Source organism: Zooshikella ganghwensis DSM 15267 (assembly GCF_000428585.1).
In the GTDB taxonomy this organism is placed as follows: domain Bacteria; phylum Pseudomonadota; class Gammaproteobacteria; order Pseudomonadales; family Zooshikellaceae; genus Zooshikella; species Zooshikella ganghwensis.
In genome coordinates this window covers 1-16,429 of the sequence record NZ_AUAF01000113.1, presented here as the reverse complement: position 1 = coordinate 16,429, position 16,429 = coordinate 1, and the positions used below count along the sequence as shown (strand labels likewise).

15 protein-coding genes are annotated in these 16,429 nt (G+C 42.2%); 10 read left to right on the top strand and 5 right to left on the bottom strand.

From position 1 onward, the window contains the following. A partial coding sequence (locus F607_RS34765; protein ID WP_027709395.1) for a hypothetical protein occupies positions 1-195 on the top strand: 195 nt, incomplete at its 5' end. A gap of 17 nt (positions 196-212) precedes the next feature. Here the strand turns inward: F607_RS34765 and F607_RS30595 are convergent. Further along, positions 213-1,190, bottom strand: coding sequence for a hypothetical protein (locus F607_RS30595; RefSeq protein ID WP_051311642.1), 978 nt, complete (start codon positions 1,188-1,190; stop codon positions 213-215). A gap of 147 nt (positions 1,191-1,337) precedes the next feature. Here F607_RS30595 and F607_RS0119255 point away from each other — a divergent pair, with 147 nt between their 5' ends. Next, positions 1,338-2,255, top strand: a complete 918-nt coding sequence (locus tag F607_RS0119255; protein ID WP_027709394.1) for a LysR family transcriptional regulator — start codon at positions 1,338-1,340, stop codon at positions 2,253-2,255. A 372-nt stretch (positions 2,256-2,627) separates the two neighbouring features. On the opposite strand, the gene F607_RS0119250 is transcribed toward F607_RS0119255, so the two are convergent. Continuing rightward, the gene (locus F607_RS0119250; RefSeq protein ID WP_027709393.1) at positions 2,628-4,232 is read right to left on the bottom strand and encodes an ATP-binding protein; all 1,605 of its coding nucleotides are present in this window, start codon (positions 4,230-4,232) and stop codon (positions 2,628-2,630) included. Between the two features lie 475 nt (positions 4,233-4,707). After that, complete coding sequence (locus F607_RS0119245) at positions 4,708-5,442, bottom strand: response regulator (RefSeq protein ID WP_027709392.1); 735 nt, start codon at positions 5,440-5,442, stop codon at positions 4,708-4,710. 700 nt (positions 5,443-6,142) lie between these two features. Here F607_RS0119245 and nrdA point away from each other — a divergent pair. The 4 genes from nrdA to F607_RS30585 all read left to right on the top strand — a co-directional run bounded on the left by nrdA (position 6,143) and on the right by F607_RS30585 (position 10,859). After that, positions 6,143-8,413: a class 1a ribonucleoside-diphosphate reductase subunit alpha gene (nrdA, locus tag F607_RS0119240; RefSeq protein ID WP_027709391.1), complete on the top strand. Its 2,271-nt coding sequence runs from the start codon at positions 6,143-6,145 to the stop codon at positions 8,411-8,413. A gap of 149 nt (positions 8,414-8,562) precedes the next feature. Then, positions 8,563-9,693: a class Ia ribonucleoside-diphosphate reductase subunit beta gene (gene nrdB / locus F607_RS0119235; RefSeq protein ID WP_038291848.1), complete on the top strand. Its 1,131-nt coding sequence runs from the start codon at positions 8,563-8,565 to the stop codon at positions 9,691-9,693. A 172-nt stretch (positions 9,694-9,865) separates the two neighbouring features. After that, the gene (gene yfaE / locus F607_RS30590) at positions 9,866-10,153 is read left to right on the top strand and encodes a class I ribonucleotide reductase maintenance protein YfaE (RefSeq protein WP_051311641.1); all 288 of its coding nucleotides are present in this window, start codon (positions 9,866-9,868) and stop codon (positions 10,151-10,153) included. Positions 10,154-10,379: 226 nt separating this feature from the next. After that, complete coding sequence (locus F607_RS30585) at positions 10,380-10,859, top strand: hypothetical protein (protein WP_038291845.1); 480 nt, start codon at positions 10,380-10,382, stop codon at positions 10,857-10,859. Between the two features lie 88 nt (positions 10,860-10,947). Here F607_RS30585 and F607_RS30580 read toward each other — a convergent pair whose 3' ends face one another. Then, positions 10,948-12,342 carry a cellulase family glycosylhydrolase gene (locus F607_RS30580; RefSeq protein ID WP_051311640.1) on the bottom strand — a complete coding sequence of 465 codons (1,395 nt, stop codon included), beginning with the start codon at positions 12,340-12,342 and terminating at the stop codon, positions 10,948-10,950. Positions 12,343-12,839: 497 nt separating this feature from the next. On the opposite strand from F607_RS30580, the gene F607_RS0119210 reads away from it, so the two are divergent. The 4 genes from F607_RS0119210 (at position 12,840) to F607_RS0119195 (ending at position 15,272) form a co-directional block, all read left to right on the top strand. Beyond that, positions 12,840-13,028, top strand: a complete 189-nt coding sequence (locus tag F607_RS0119210; RefSeq protein WP_027709389.1) for a hypothetical protein — start codon at positions 12,840-12,842, stop codon at positions 13,026-13,028. Between the two features lie 52 nt (positions 13,029-13,080). Continuing rightward, on the top strand, positions 13,081-13,221 hold the full coding sequence (locus F607_RS34225; protein WP_157365538.1) for a hypothetical protein: 141 nt from the start codon (positions 13,081-13,083) through the stop codon (positions 13,219-13,221). A gap of 205 nt (positions 13,222-13,426) precedes the next feature. Further along, positions 13,427-14,755 (top strand): branched-chain amino acid transport system II carrier protein, encoded by a 1,329-nt coding sequence (gene brnQ / locus F607_RS0119200; RefSeq protein ID WP_027709388.1) that lies wholly within the window; start codon positions 13,427-13,429, stop codon positions 14,753-14,755. Positions 14,756-14,996: 241 nt separating this feature from the next. Then, the gene (locus F607_RS0119195) at positions 14,997-15,272 is read left to right on the top strand and encodes a hypothetical protein (protein ID WP_211233674.1); all 276 of its coding nucleotides are present in this window, start codon (positions 14,997-14,999) and stop codon (positions 15,270-15,272) included. Between the two features lie 103 nt (positions 15,273-15,375). Here F607_RS0119195 and F607_RS0119190 read toward each other — a convergent pair whose 3' ends face one another. After that, positions 15,376-16,344, bottom strand: a complete 969-nt coding sequence (locus F607_RS0119190; protein WP_027709386.1) for an IS30 family transposase — start codon at positions 16,342-16,344, stop codon at positions 15,376-15,378. Positions 16,345-16,429: the final 85 nt, after the last annotated feature.

Below are 16,429 nucleotides of genomic sequence, written 5' to 3'. Positions count from 1 at the left end.
CGCATCAAAACAGAAGCCCTGATAAAAACGGTGGAGGCGGTTGTCACCGCGGATGAACCAAAGCAGCAACTGGAAGCATTTACCACGGCAATGATAAGTGTACTTCCTGAGCGCCAGTCAAAAAAACATTTAGCCGGTTTAGATTTGGGCAAACAAGAGCCCACTAACTCATTAAAATACAGAGCAGCGGCATGAGTAAACGAATGAATATGTCAATCTAAAAAAACTTCGGAATCGAGTAGCCATAAATTATCACCAAAGGCCTGATAAACAGGTTTAAGTTTCTGCAACAACTGACGTAAATCGGCACGCCAGACACTCCGCCCATTAATAATTCCAACAGAAAGCACCTTATAGCGAGGTAAACGGTCTACCACACTGATTAACTGTTCTGGAGCTCGCACCACATCAATATGCAAACCTGCAACAGGTAAATTAACTGCACACGTTAAGTTATCCCCTAGCCCCTCAAAGTAGGTTGCCAATAAAATTTTGACCGAAGCCGTTTGTAAATGATGGTAGGTTTGCTCATATGCCTGACGCCAATCCACCGGAAGATCCAAGGTCAACGCAGGCTCATCCAACTGTACCCAGTTAATACCCAGTTCAGCAAAATGCTGCAACAGCTGTCCATATGCTTCCAGCAGTGCAGGCAGCAAGCGTAATTTATCCCCGTGTCCTGTCACCTCACTCAGCCATAAGTATGAAACAGGGCCTACAATGACAGGCTTCACTTGATGACCCAACTGTTGAGCTTCTTTTATTTGCGCCAATAGGTCATCGACCTGTAATTGAAAACCCTGATCCTTCTCAAGCTCAGGCACAATGTAGTGATAATTTGTGTCAAACCATTTGGTCATTTTACATGCTGCCAACGTTTCTCCTTGCTGCTGGTAGCCTCGTGCCATGGCAAAATACTGAGTTAACCCCTTAGGCAGATGACGGAAGCGCTGAGGAATAACCCCCAACCAATTGGACATATTAAGAACGTGATCATACCAGGCAAAGTCACCCACAGGCATTAGCTCAACACCTGCTTCAGCTTGCTGCTGCCATGCCTGCTCTCTTAAATTCTTACCTTCTGCCAGAAGTGCCTGCTCTTTTATATCACCCCGCCAGAAGGCTTCAACGTGCTTTTTTAACTCCCGCTGTTTACCGATACGTGGGAATCCCAGGTTATGTACACTCATGATGTTCTCTTCTCATTGTCCAAAAGATTATGGCCTAAACGCCATGCTTTCCGTAGATTGCGGCATCCATAGACATTAGTGTCAGTCAGAGATAAACTTGAAACAATCTCATTTTTTTTGACTTTAACATGAGAATTTCTAATAAATATGCTTGAGTTACGTCACTTGAAGACCTTGTTAGCCTTATATGAATCTGGAAGTTTAGTGGCTGCAGCAGAGCGCTTACATGTAACGCAATCAGCACTTTCTCACCAAATTAAAGATTTGGAAGATAAAATCAGTGCTTCACTCTTTGTACGTAAAAGTCGGCCACTTCGTTTAACCACAGCAGGTTACAAATTGCTGCATCTCGCGCAAGATGTTGTGCCACAAGTAAAAGCGGTAGAACGTGAACTAGGACGACTGGCCACCGGGGAAACAGGTCGACTCCACATCGCAATTGAATGTCATAGCTGTTATCAATGGCTGATGCCAACACTTAATCAATATCGTCAACACTGGCCAGATGTGGAATTAGACTTAGCCAGTGGATTTAATTTTGCACCATTACCCGCTCTCTGTCGTGCAGATCTGGACTTAGTTGTCACCGCAGATCCAGAACCTCTGGATGGTATTAGTTATATTCCGCTATTTCGTTATGAAAGTTTGCTGGCTTTACCTAAAGAGCATTCACTCACCAAAAAACGTTTTATTGAACCCCAGGATCTTGCCAGTGAAACATTAATTATTTATCCCGTCGAACAAGGACGTTTGGATATTTTTAAACAGTTTTTGGATTTGGCAGGCGTAGAACCAAAAGCCATTCGCACCTCAGAATTAACGCTCATGATGATTCAATTAATTGCCAGTGGCAGAGGGGTATGTGCTTTACCAAATTGGGCTTTAACCGAATATTTAGAAAAAGCCTATATCACGGCAAAACCTTTAGGAAAAGATGGTGTGTGGTCGACATTATATCTTGCGGTAAGAGATGACCAACTCAATGCACCCTATATGCAGGACTTTATTCTTACAGCCAAAGATACCTGCGTGGAAACACTACAAGGTATTACACTATTAAAATAATAATTATGAAAAAAAAGATAAAAAAAAGAGCTCTATCAAAGAGCTCTTACTCTAACAAGGAGATAAAAGAGAAAGTTCTAACTACAACCTCACTTTCACTCATATAGGGTAAATATCCACAGCAAATGGTTATTCACTGCCGATCTCGGCATTTCCTATAGAATGTCATCACATTGTCACAAAATTACCTGTTCACTTCTATGATAGCTTTGTAAATGTTGGAAACAATCTGTAATTAAATCAATAAGTTGAAATAAACGTTCTATTTAATTGCATTAAAAAATCTGTTTTTTTACATGAATGCAACACAAGCAGTGCATTTTGCCATTTATAACCTTCGTGTTGGTTATATTTGAAAAATAAGTTTTTTCTCTACTGGCGTCGGGGCCAGACAATACTAAAACGCGCTCCACCCATTTCACTGTGTCCCACTAATGCCCGTCCATTATGCCAATACACTATACGGCGCACGATGGATAAACCCAGTCCATACCCACCAGAAGCTCGGGTGCGACTATCATCCAGACGTGCAAACGCGGTAAAAACACGATCCCACTCATTTTCAGGGATACCTGGCCCATCGTCTTCAACATCAACCCGGCATGTTTCAGAGGTCACGGTATAACGCACAGTCACTTTTGTTTTTGCGTACCGCAAGGCATTACCCACCAGATTTTGTATAGCACGCTGCATATAACGACGCTCGACCTCTGCCCGCCGTTTAGGCTCAGATGCCGAACAAGGAATATGCTCCAGCGCAATACCATTTGCTAAAGCTAAATGCTCTTTAATAACTTGAGTAATGATCTCTTCAATATCCACTCGCTTAAAATGCAAAACAGGTGATCCTTGCTCCAGACTGGCATAGGTTAAAATTTCATCAACAAGGTGATCCAGCTCTTGGATATCCTTGTCCATACCTTCTAAATAATTTTCACGCTCATCTGCAGATTGCGCATCTTCAACCATCTGCAAACCAAATCTCAGCCGCGCTACAGGGGTTCTTAGCTCATGAGAAACACCGCGAATCATTTCTTGCTGAATACTCAACAAGCGTTGTATATGTGAGGCCATGCCATTAAAGGCCCTTGCTAACCTACCCACCGAGTCTGATCCACGCACATTAACCCGAGCATCCAGGTCCCCTCTAGAAATTTTAGTGGCCGCCCGCTCCATTTTACGTAAGCGTTTTTCCAGACCTCTAACCAATATATAAATTGCTAGACTAATTGAGGAAAAAGCAAAGAGGCTAATGGTAAAAACCAGCTTAAAAGGATACATTTCCAAAAAGCGGATAGGCCCTACTTCCAACACCTGCTGAGTTTCATCTAACCCAACATTACTTCCACCTTCGAGACCTACAAATAATCTGATTGAACGTGCATCAGGCCCTAACAGCATCACCATGTGACCATCACGTAAACGCTGTAAATTTTGTGCTGATAAGCCACTGTCAGCTGCTCGATGATAAGAAAGAGGATAAGAAAACAACTGTTGTAATTCAGTGACCTGAGCTTGCCGCTGATGAAAAGGCATACTGATCAAGTGCTGTTTAATCAACATCACCGAGCCATACGCCAACTGTTCTGAAATAGTGGTTACCCTGCCGCGCAATAGCGTGTGTTCATCAACCATGCTATATACATGTGCTTTATCTGGTTTCAACTGACTTACGACAACTTCCTTTTCCTTCAGGCGCGCTAAATCATTTTGACTTAATGCTGTTCGCTCAGCGTCAACCAGTACTAAGGGAATCCCTAATAAATGTTCTGCTTGTTGCAACAGTAATAACTGTAAATCTTCAGGCTTTCCTGCCAGCTGCATTGCCACCAGATTAAAAGTACCCTGTGCTACTGACTCTTGGTAATCCTGCAAACGAAAACTATTAATAATAGTTACAGCTAACCCCGATAACACTGCGACCAGAACCAGTGTGAATAACAGCCCACCATAAATACGTAAAAATATGCTGGTCACAAGCACTCCTAAAAGGAATTAAGGGTAATGAATAGAAGAAAATGAGCTCAACACTGACCTTTAACCCTGCTGTAATAGGGTGCACGCCAGATAGTTATAGGATACATTCCAAACAGAACGAGTGATCTTACACAATGACCTATTAACCACCAAAGTATACTCGTCTTTTAGTGATTACGCAGTGCCATAATCTTGCTTATGCGAACCTATATTCACTTGCCTATTTATAATGATTTTATACGCATCCTGTCTTAAAGTAAGGCTGAACAAATAGCAGCTAAGCACAAGCATTATTGAGCAATGATTATATTAAAATTTTGCTTTACCCAAATAAACAAAAACCAGACAAAACAATAATATTTGTCTGGTTTATATTGTCGGCAACTAACGTGCTTATCCGTATTTATAAACAAGTACAACTGGTTTCAAAGCATCTCTAAAAATTCACTTCTTTAAGAGATGCTTCATTACGCGATTACGCGTTAATCACACCAGCATCTTTAACAAATAAGTAGCCCTTGCTGCGTACTGTTTTTATTAATCTGGGGTGTATTGGGTCATCACCAATTTTGGGTCGAATTCGAGAAACGCGTACATCAATGGAGCGATCCTGGCCATCGTACTCAATGCCACGTAAAGCAAGAAAGATTTCTTCTCGGCTCAGAACACGCCCTGCATTACTGGCAAGTAACCACAGCAAATCAAATTCAGCGCTTGTCAGCTCAATACTTTCATCTCTCAGCCATGCTTCACGCATTGCATTATCAATGACTAAAGGCCCAAATACTAAGCGTGTCGTAGAGTCACTTGGTGTTACGGTCTCAACTAGCTCACCGGGTGAGCGACGGAGTAAAGCCCTAATTCGCGCTAAAAGCACCCTAGGCCTTACTGGTTTGGCAACATAATCATCAGCCCCCATTTCCAGTCCCAGCACTTGGTCTAAGTCATCAGTTCTTGCCGTTAGCATCAAAATAGGACCTTTATAGGCTGGCCGTAACCGACGGCATATAGAAACACCATCCTCACCTGGCAGCATGAGGTCTAGCACCACAAGATCCGGTGTTTCACTTAAAATACGGTCAACTGCTTTAGCACCATCACTTTCAACAGCAACACTCATACCGTTACTTTCGAGGTATTCCTTGGTGAGTGTGGCTAAACGTTCGTCATCTTCGACGATCAGTATACGACCAGTTTCTGAATGTTCCACAGTAACTCTTCCATCCTTCGCTGATGAGCTGCCATTTTACTGACACTAAAAATAGATCACTATTGCGTCATATAACTACTTTATGACGAGCTCAACAAAAAAAAACCTAATTTATTCACAAAGGTATCGTTATTACCTTAATAAGACAATTAGCACATGTTTGTTTGACTGAATTAATCAAATTACAAGATGTCCCCAAACATCTCTATCACGATGGTACTAACAAAACTATGACTCTTAAGGATAAACAATATTCATGTTTGGTAATAGCAGTATTGCAATTTTTATTAACTGTTTCATAGGCGATTTTCAGAGTATGTAGCCACTTACCTCACAGTTTACTCACACTTTATTCACAGGCTCTCCCCAGGATATTAAACTTGCATTAAACACAAAACCGCATTATCTTGTGTTTAGTAGATTGAAAAACCCAATATCTAGTTTTTAATCGCTTTACACGATGTAACAAATTTTACTGAGCACACATCAGCGCCTAGCACAACAAATCATTAAGTAGAATATCTTGTTTGATAATGCAGCCAAGCGTTATCCAGCAGTCTTAGAGGTTTTCTCCCCTCTTTGTTGTCAACTGACACGGACCTTCTGTCACCCTACTGATTCATTGACTTACATTTGTAGTCAAGGCGTTGTTATGTGGATTTTTTTCGACCTGGTACTGCTTTATTAGGTAATTGGCTACATGAACAACAACCTTCTGGTTACCAAACGTGATGGGCGTAAAGACCCACTTGATCTTGAAAAAATTCACCGGGTTATTACCTGGGCGGCTGAGGGCTTAAATAATGTCTCTGTGTCACAGGTTGAGCTTAAGTCTCACATTCAGTTTTTCGATGGTATAAAAACCGCCGATATCCATGAAACACTTATCAAATCCGCTGCAGACTTGATCTCAACTGAGGCCCCAGATTATCAGTATTTGGCTGCCCGTTTGGCCATTTATCACTTACGCAAAAAGGCCTATGGCCAGTTTGAGCCTCCAACCCTGTATGAACATGTCTGCCGTGTTGTCGATCTAGGTAAATATGATCGCCACCTGTTGTCTGATTACACCAAGGAAGAGTTTGATCAGATGGACAGCTTTATCCGACATCAGCGGGACATGAACTTCAGTTATGCCGCCGTCAAACAGTTGGAAGGCAAATACCTCGTCCAAAACCGAGTCACTGGTGAATACTACGAAAGCCCTCAGTTTTTGTATATCTTAATAGGTGCTTGTCTATTTAGCCGTTATCCGAAAGAAACACGACTGGATTATATTCAACGTTTTTATGATGCAGTTTCTTTATTTAAGCTATCGCTACCTACACCTATTATGGCAGGTGCCCGTACGCCGACACGCCAATTCAGCTCATGTGTACTGATTGAGTGCGATGATTCATTAGACTCGATTAATGCAACGGCCAGCGCCATTGTAAAATACGTCAGTCAGCGTGCAGGGATTGGTGTTAATGCAGGACGTATTCGAGCACTGGGCAGTGCAATCCGTAGTGGTGAAGCTTACCACACCGGCTGTATTCCTTTTTATAAGCACTTTCAGACTGCGGTTAAAAGTTGCTCTCAGGGAGGCGTTCGTGGCGGCGCTGCAACCTTATTTTATCCCCTTTGGCATCTGGAAGTAGAATCGTTATTAGTACTTAAAAATAACCGTGGAGTTGAAGAAAACCGTGTTCGTCATCTTGATTATGGTGTCCAATTCAACCGACTGATGTATCAGCGCCTGATTAATGGTGAGCATATAACGCTGTTCAGCCCTTCTGATGTACCTGGTTTATATGATGCTTTTTTTGAAGATCAGGAAAAATTCGAGCAGCTGTATGCCCAGTACGAAAAAGATGAAAATATACGCAAGCGTACCGTAAAAGCAGTGGAATTATTCTCATTGTTTGCCGCCGAGCGTGCTAGTACGGGTCGAATTTATCTGCAAAACGTAGATCACTGCAACACGCATAGTCCATTTGATGCGAAGCAAGCGCCTATTCGACAAAGTAATTTATGTTTGGAAATTGCATTACCCACTAAACCGTTAACACGCATTGACGACCCAGAGGGTGAAATAGCGCTGTGCACGTTAGCTGCATTCAACCTCGGCGCCATCGACGACCTCAATGAGCTTGAGCCACTTGCAGACCTTATTGTCAGAGCGCTGGATAGCTTGCTTTCATATCAGGATTACCCGGTTCCTGCCGCCGAAAATTCCAGCTTAAATCGTCGCACTTTAGGTGTTGGTGTAATTAACTTTGCTTATTACTTGGCTAAACACAGTGTTAAATACTCTGATGGCTCTGCAAATACATTAACACACCGTACGTTTGAAGCCATTCAATACTACTTACTGCAAGCCTCTAACAAGCTTGCCAAAGAGTTTGGTGCATGCCCTAAGTTTAACGAAACAACCTATGCAAAAGGTATCTTGCCTGTAGACACTTATAAAAAAGATGTCGATAGCATCTGTAGTGAGCCATTGCATTTAGACTGGGAGACATTACGCCAGGAAATCCGTGAGCATGGCCTACGTAACAGTACACTGAGTGCATTAATGCCATCAGAAACATCCTCACAAATCAGTAATGCGACTAATGGCATAGAGCCGCCACGAGGCTATATCAGCATTAAAGCCAGCAAAGACGGCATCTTAAAGCAGGTCGTTCCTGACTATCAAAATCTACAAGAAAACTATGAATTACTGTGGGATATTCCAAGCAATGATGGCTATTTACAGCTAGTTGCCATTATGCAGAAATTCATCGACCAAACGATCTCAGCCAATACCAACTACGATCCCAGTCGTTTTGAAGGCGGAAAAGTGCCTATGAAACTGCTGCTAAAAGATTTGTTAACTGCTTACAAGCTTGGGGTGAAAACCCTTTACTATCACAACACGCGTGATGGTGCTAAAGACGCTCAAGATGATATGGATGATGGTTGCGCAGGAGGTGCCTGTAAAATCTGATGAGTTAAGGCCAAAGCCTTACCTCATTCCTTAAAAAGTATATCCACTGCGAATAATTTTTAAGAAACACACATAGCGTACAAGCAAGTACCGTGTTCTCTAAAAATTATTCCTGCTGGGTTCGCTTGAAAACAGGCCTGATGATCTCTATGAAATACACTACTTTTAATCGCGAACAATTTGATGCTACCAAAGAACCCATGTTTTTTGGTAAACCCGTCAATGTCTCCCGCTATGATCAACAACGTTACCCTATTTTTGAAAAGCTCATTGAGAAACAGCTTTCATTTTTTTGGCGTCCTGAAGAAGTAGACCTCTCAATGGACCGTCGGGATTTTATGAGCTTACCTGAACATGAACAGCACATTTTTATTAGTAACTTAAAATACCAAACGCTATTAGACTCAATCCAAGGCCGCTCCCCCAACGTTGCACTCCTACCACTGGTCTCCATTCCAGAGTTGGAAACCTGGATTGAAACCTGGTCATTCAGCGAAACTATTCATAGCCGCAGTTACACCCATATTATTCGTAACGTTTTACCTCAACCTGCACAAATCTTCGACGATATTGTTGTCAATGAGGCTATTGGTAAACGGGCGACTGATATTACCCGTTATTATGATGACCTTATTGCCAGTACCAACTACTATTTGCAGCTTGGTCCAGGCCAACACACCATTAATGGTCAAACTGTTAAAATTTCACTACGAGACATAAAGCGTAAGCTTTATTTAACGTTGATCGCGGTGAATGTACTTGAAGCCATCCGTTTTTATGTGAGTTTTGCCTGCAGCTTTGCGTTTGCTGAGCGAGCAAAAATGGAAGGCAATGCCAAAATCATTAAACTCATTGCCCGGGATGAAGCTTTGCACCTGACAGGTACACAGCACATGCTGCAAATTATGGCTGCAGGTGATGATGATCCTGAAATGGCAGAAATCGCTCAAGAAGTTCGCCCGCTAGCCGAAAAAATCTTTACCGATGCTGCCAGCCAGGAAAAAGAATGGGCAGGCTACCTGTTCAGGGATGGATCAATGATTGGCTTAAACAAAGATATTCTAAGCCAATACGTTGAGTACATCACCAATCAGCGAATGCAGGCTATTGGTTTTAATGCACCTTTTGAAACCAAGCAGAACCCTCTACCTTGGATGAATGCATGGCTTGTCAGTGATAATGTTCAAGTTGCACCTCAAGAGGCTGAGATCAGCTCTTATTTAGTTGGTGCTATCGACAATGAAGTTGATAACAGCGACTTTTCTGGCTTTGATTTATAGCTTTAAACTTTTCCACTACTTGCAGATAACAAACCAGGTGCATATGTAAAGCACCTGGGAATGGATAAGGGTATTGTAATGGTGCCCTATCCAACCTTGAAAATAGTATGCTATCCAGAAACCTGGCAAAGGCTACATCAACTAAAACAGTCTACATACTCCTAATGTCGCCATGGCAAAAATCATAAAAATACAAGACGAGTTCAGTTTTATTCCCCGTAGCGAGCATACAATACTTGAAGCCTTAGAAGCACAGAATATTGCAACTGAATACCAGTGTCGCCAGGGTTTTTGTGGTATTTGCCAGGTCACGTTATTAGATGGCGAGGTTGACTATATTGAAGAGCCTATTGCCTTTATAGGTAAAGGCAAAATACTTCCCTGCTGTTGTACCGCTAAAACAGATATCACCATAGAGCTTCCTTACCCAGCCTCCACCACTGACACAGATATTGAGTAAGCAGCCACCAGCAGTCATTGGTCTTACACTGATATTGTCTTTCATTAAAAAAATTTAATAGTTCGACCGTACAAAAAACTTTACTTGCATCACATAAGTACATAGAATCCCTCAGCTCAAAAACTTGTAAGTCAGTCCCAAAATTGACAAAACAAGTCTCGCATGCGGCCGCATAATTTTTATCAACACATTACCTTACTATTAAGAAGTAAGTGGGGGCTTTATTGTGTTTAAAAAGACACTTGCTGTAGCGAGCATTATCTCTACAACATTTATTTCTGGTTGCGCCAGTATTGTCAGTGAAGATGTTTATCCTGTGGCGATCAACAGCACACCAACTGCAAGTAAGTTTGTTATTCGTAACGAAGCAGGACAAACCATTCACCAAGGCTCAACACCAGAAACAGTAACACTCAATGCAGGAAATGGTTACTTTTCTGGAGCAGACTACACAATTACGTTCAGCCGTGAAGGTTACAATGATCTAACGGTTAATTTAGAAAGTTCTGTTGATGGCTGGTATTGGGGAAACATCCTATTTGGCGGTCTAATTGGCATGCTTATCGTTGACCCAGCAACAGGGGCAATGTACAAGCTACCAACTGAAGTTAATTCAAATCTATCACAAAATGCCAACCAGCTTAGCATCAGGACACTAGATACCGTTGCGCCTAATGATTTACCCAAGCTCGTTAAGCTGAACTAGTGAATTAAATTTACGTGATGTTCTACTTCAATTGGTTCTAATAACAGGCTAAAAAGTCGAGCATCACGTAAATGACTATTAAAAAGCGCTACTGTCGTGCTGAACGAATTTCAACTCGATAGAAAATATCCTCACCATGGGTAAACAGGGATAACACTTCTCGCTGTTCATCCCAGCTTTGTTGCCAAAACTGCTTTGGTACATTAACAGAAAGCGTCCATCCCTCAGGGAAATGCCTACGCGCAGGTATATAAATTTCAGTTGGGCCAGTAATCCCCTTTACAGTAGTAAACTCCAAAGTAAAATGTCGTTTATTCGCATCATAAAGATAAGTCTTAGGCTTGCCTGCTATGGCCCTTGGATAAATCCGCACCAACTCATCCACTAACACTGTTTCATTTCCATGCTGATCTGTAGGCGACCAACTACCTGGATCATTTGACCAAAGCGCCCACCCCGCTTGCATATAGTCAGCAAATTGCATCACATCTCGTATAAAACGTGCAGCGCCCTTCTGCTGAGGGCTAATACCAAACTCGCCAACCACAAGGGGCATTTGTTGATTATCCAACTCCCTGGCACGTGCTGATGCCCAGGACTTAAAGAGGGTTAAGTCACCATTATAATCTCCACCTTCATGCAACAAAGGGGGATAAAAGTGGGGGGCATAAACAAGTCGCTTCTCACCTTCGCGACTATCATTAATAACCGGCAATGCTGATGCAACACCAAAATTAACACCTAGTGCCTGTGGCTCAACAAAAATCCAAGTATCATTATCAACGGTCCTAATTTGCTGAATAACTCGCTCATAAAAAGGCTTCAACCAAACAGGTTCAAATAATGGCCAGGCAAGGCTTCCCCCATAAGGCTCATTCATTACATCATAGCCAATCACATTCGGCTCATCTTTAAAACGTTGTGCTACATGGCGCCACATAGCCGCATAATGGTCTTGCAAATAGCGATGGCTACCATCATAACGCCAAAAGTTATCAAATGAGCGGGTTACACCAGGTTCAAGGTAAGTAAGCCACCAAGGAGAGCGAGGTTGCGCAGATAAACCATCAGTAATAACCGCCCAGTCGGGGGCACCATCACCACCAAACTGTATGGCATACAAATCTTGATGCATATCCAATAAAACATACATCTTTTGTTGTTGATACCAACGGATACGCTCGGCGACTAAGTCTAAATAATGCTCATCATACACTCCAGGTGATGGCTCTATGGCATCCCAAAAAATCAGTAAACGGACAAAATTAAAGCCCCATTGCGTAGCTTCTCTTTCAATGTCTTCAGGTTGAACCCAAGGTAAACGTTGAGGGTGCTGCTTTGCACTACTACTGGTGTTTAATCCATGTAAAATCAGTGCCCGGCCCTGATCATCCGTGATATAGCGTGGTTTTTCTGCCACAATTTTACAGGCTGATAAGGTAACAATAAAAATCAATAAGAGAACTGAGTGCAACGCTCGCATACTTTGCTCCTTGTAAGTATTATTTTTATTATTTAACAACGCCTACTTCCCCCAGCGACTAAATCATTCTTAATCGCAAGCTATAAAAATCGTTAAAAACTAAGGGTGATTTCTTGTCGAATAATACTCAATGTCGCAAAGGGAGATGATAATTAAATGAATGATTTAAAGTAGAATTCTTTAATTTAGCGTGAATAGCGATTTTATTTTGGTATTTAAACATTCACATATGGATAGACTAATTGGAAATTATTCCTTCATAAGCCTTTTACAGTCATAAATAATGCTGGCGTTTCAAAAATAATGCTGATTAACTGTAAGATAGTGGTTCTTAATAAACACAAGAGGGGCTAAACAAGCCCCCTATAATAACAATAAGAATAGGGCATTCTTAAACATACCATTTTGATGTATTGGCATTACTAGCACTTCAGTCGCACATTTATGTAAAGCCAGCTTACCTAAGGTGCTATTACCAGATATTTGTAAAGCCATTGATGGATGCCCCAATACGAGAACAACAGGGATCTAGAAATGATAAAGATTATCAACTACAAACCTTTGTCACGTTTAAAACAGTACTTTACCCTGACCTATACCCCTTTCGCTGGAAAAATAAGCAGATTCCACCATTGTTTTTATTTGCTTCTTGCCTATCCTGGTGGAAATTCCAGCAGGTACAATAGATACAGCTTGTGCAGACGGGTCGTTTAACCTCATGGTGATGACTAACTCATTATGAAGGTGGCTGAATCAAATCATGAGACTCAGCAACCAGCATGGCCAGAGGTTTACGAACAGAATGCACTGGGGTTTGCGTTAAGCATGTTGCTTTACCCAAGTAACTCGCAGAAACAGCCTGATCAACCCACAGGCTAGGTAGTAATTGAGTGTGGCTTTATCCAACATATTCAGTACTCTGTTTCGTAATCCTCAGTCATGGATCAGTCAATCGGGCATATTGGCAAGATAATCAAGCGTTGACATCGTGCTAAGGCACAAAGCAGATGCGTTTGATGTTAAAGCAATAGCCCATGAGCAAGTAGTCCATTAGAAACTGAACATAGATTGATAGGGTTCATTCGTGAATAGTAAGTTAAAAAGTTTCGACATCATTGCTGTCGGTTTAATGACATTTGCCCTGTTTCTGGGGGCTGGTAATTTAATCTTCCCTCCTGCCTTAGGACAAATGGCTGGTACAGATTTAGCCGTAGCGATCTTTGGCTTTCTTCTAACAGGTGTTGGGTTACCCCTCTTAGGACTCGTCGCTGCCGCGAGGATGAATGGAGGCCTAACAGAGCTTACTCAAGACCTTCCTTTTAAAGTCTCTGTTGCTTTAGGTTTAGCCATATACCTAATTATTGGTCCCTTCTTCGCATCCCCAAGAACAGCCGTCGTAGCATTTGAAATGAGTGTAAAATCCATTTCAGACAGCCAGGCTGCTCTTCCCATATACTCTGTTGTCTATTTTGGCATCACATTGGCTTTAGCGCTCTTCCCAGGAAAGCTGGTTGATTCTATTGGTAAAATTATCACCCCCTTACTGGTGCTGGTGATTGCAGCCATTGCGCTTGGCACTGTGTTTGCCCCACAAGGTCCACTGGGTGCACCAAGTGAAACTCTAGCTGCCCCCTTTTCCCATGGTTTTAAAGAAGGCTATTTGACCATGGATGCTCTGGGCGGTTTGGCATTTGGTATCGTCATTATTACGGCTCTTCGTGATAAAGGCGTTTCTGAGCGTCGCTACCTAACTCGCTATACCATCTATGCAGGCCTGATTGCAGCACTAGGTCTATCACTGGTCTATATTTCCCTTGGCTACCTAGGAGCCACCAGCCAGTTAATTGCAAGTAATGCCGCGAGCGGTGGTGAGATTATTCAAATTTACACCAACGCAATCTACGGTGATGCAGGTAACATCATTCTTGGTTTAACCATTACCCTGGCCTGTTTAAGTACGGCTGTTGGACTGATGACGGCTTGTGGTGAATATTTCCATAAAACATTCCCACAGCTATCCTATCGCACCTATGTCATTATCTTTACTGTAATGAGTGGCATTATTGCGAATGTGGGCTTAAGCCAATTAATTACACTGTCTATCCCTGTACTGTTTTTCATTTACCCACTGGCGATTGCTATTATCTTTTTGTGCCTGATGCGTCCACTGTTTAACCGTCCGCGGGTTGTTTTCAGTTGCACGCTACTTGCAGTACTTCCGGTCAGTCTGTTTGAAGGTGTCAAAGCCGCTGACGCCAGCCTGGTAACACCAATGATTGATGTATACAGCTCACTACCTTTCCATGCTCAAGGCTTAGCTTGGGTTGTGCCTGGTATCGCTGGGTTACTAATAGGCTTTATCATCAGCCACCTTATGAGATCCAGTGAGCAAGCTGAGGCTGCAGCAGCATAAATAGCGCTATCTTGCCGTTATCTTTACTTACAGCCTTTTCTCAGGCAATTAAGCAACGTGCTTAGTTGCCTGAGTATCTTCAAACACTCAATATCACCCCTCCCTACACCTTCTTCTCTCTCAGTGCATGCTACATTACGATTTGCCTTCATTGTTTTTTAAATGAACTGACTCACACGACAGTGTTGAAGGGTCCGCTATAATCCATGACCTAATCTACTTTAAATGAGATTTTTTAATCATGAAGAATATGGCAAATGGTATAAAGGCACTTAGCCTGGCAGCAATCACGTCACTATTGCTAACAGGCTGCAACAAGGTCACGCAAGAGAACTTTGAAAAAATTGAAGTGGCAATGGCTTATAGCGATGTCACCACGATTCTTGGAGAGCCAGATAACTGTGAATCCCTCTCCCTGTTTAAAAACTGTTTTTGGGGTGATAATAAAAAACAGATCAGCATCAAATTTGTGGATGATAAAGTTACATTAAAAACCAGCAAAGGGCTTACCCCATAAATAACTAATAAGAGGCCATTGGCCTCAACCTTCGAACTTTTTCTGAAAACTTAATTTTTTAACACCTTCAATTATTCTTGGTTTCAAGTAATAACTGCAATTCTTAATTAGCGAGTAAATCAACTCGCTGCCCTAAAAACATTTCATTCGGTGACTTGAAACTCCTTGTTGCTCTTGGACGCTCATTTAAACGATCCATCACAAACTGAATATCTTCGTCACTCACCTCATTGAAATCCGTGCCCTTTGGAAAATACTGCCGTATCAAGCCATTCGTATTTTCATTCGTGCCTCGCTCCCAGGATGCATACGGATTAGCAAAGTAAATATCTGCTTCCAACCTTTCTCCAATCGACTCGTGAGCGGAAAACTCAAGGCCATTATCAAAAGTCATGGTCTTTACTTTTTCTTTTATTTCAGCCATCGCTTTCACTGCTTCTTCGGCTAACAGGTCTGCACGCTTCCCTGTTAAGCGCCTTATCACGGTATACAGCGTTTTGCGCTCAACTAATGTTAATAACGCACCCTTACGACCCTGGCCAATGATCGTATCTCCTTCCCAATCTCCAATCCTATTACGCCTATCAACAACATCAGGACGATCATTAATACTCACACGGTTTTTTATCTTACCTCGCTTGTCAGAATGACCATAGCGCTTACGATAGGGCTTAGGAATGATTCTAAGATGCGTATATAAATCACCACCTTCTTGCCTGTTGTTATATATGAGTTGATAAATCGTCTCGTGGTGTAACGAGGTGTTTTCATGCTTTTTCAAGTAGCCTACCACTTGCTGTGGACTAAGGTCCTGACGAATCAGTTTTACAATTTTAACGTGTATTTCATTGGATACCTTCCGTGCTTTATATGCGGAGGATCGCCTGTCATCTGACTGTTGTTGTGCCTGTTTGGGGCGATATCCGCGAAGCCCTTTATTCCGCGTTAATTCACGAGAGATGGTTGATGGATTTCGTTCCAAGTTCTCAGCAATTTCTTTTTGATTTAATCCTGCTTTTAAAAGCGCGTAAATCTGGTATCGTTCATGTTCAGTCAGCTGAGTGTAGTTCATAGTGCTTTATCTCTTGGTCGGGAGAAGCGCAAACTCTATCAGCTGACTTCTCTCATGCCAATTGCACTTATTATCCGAAACCGCG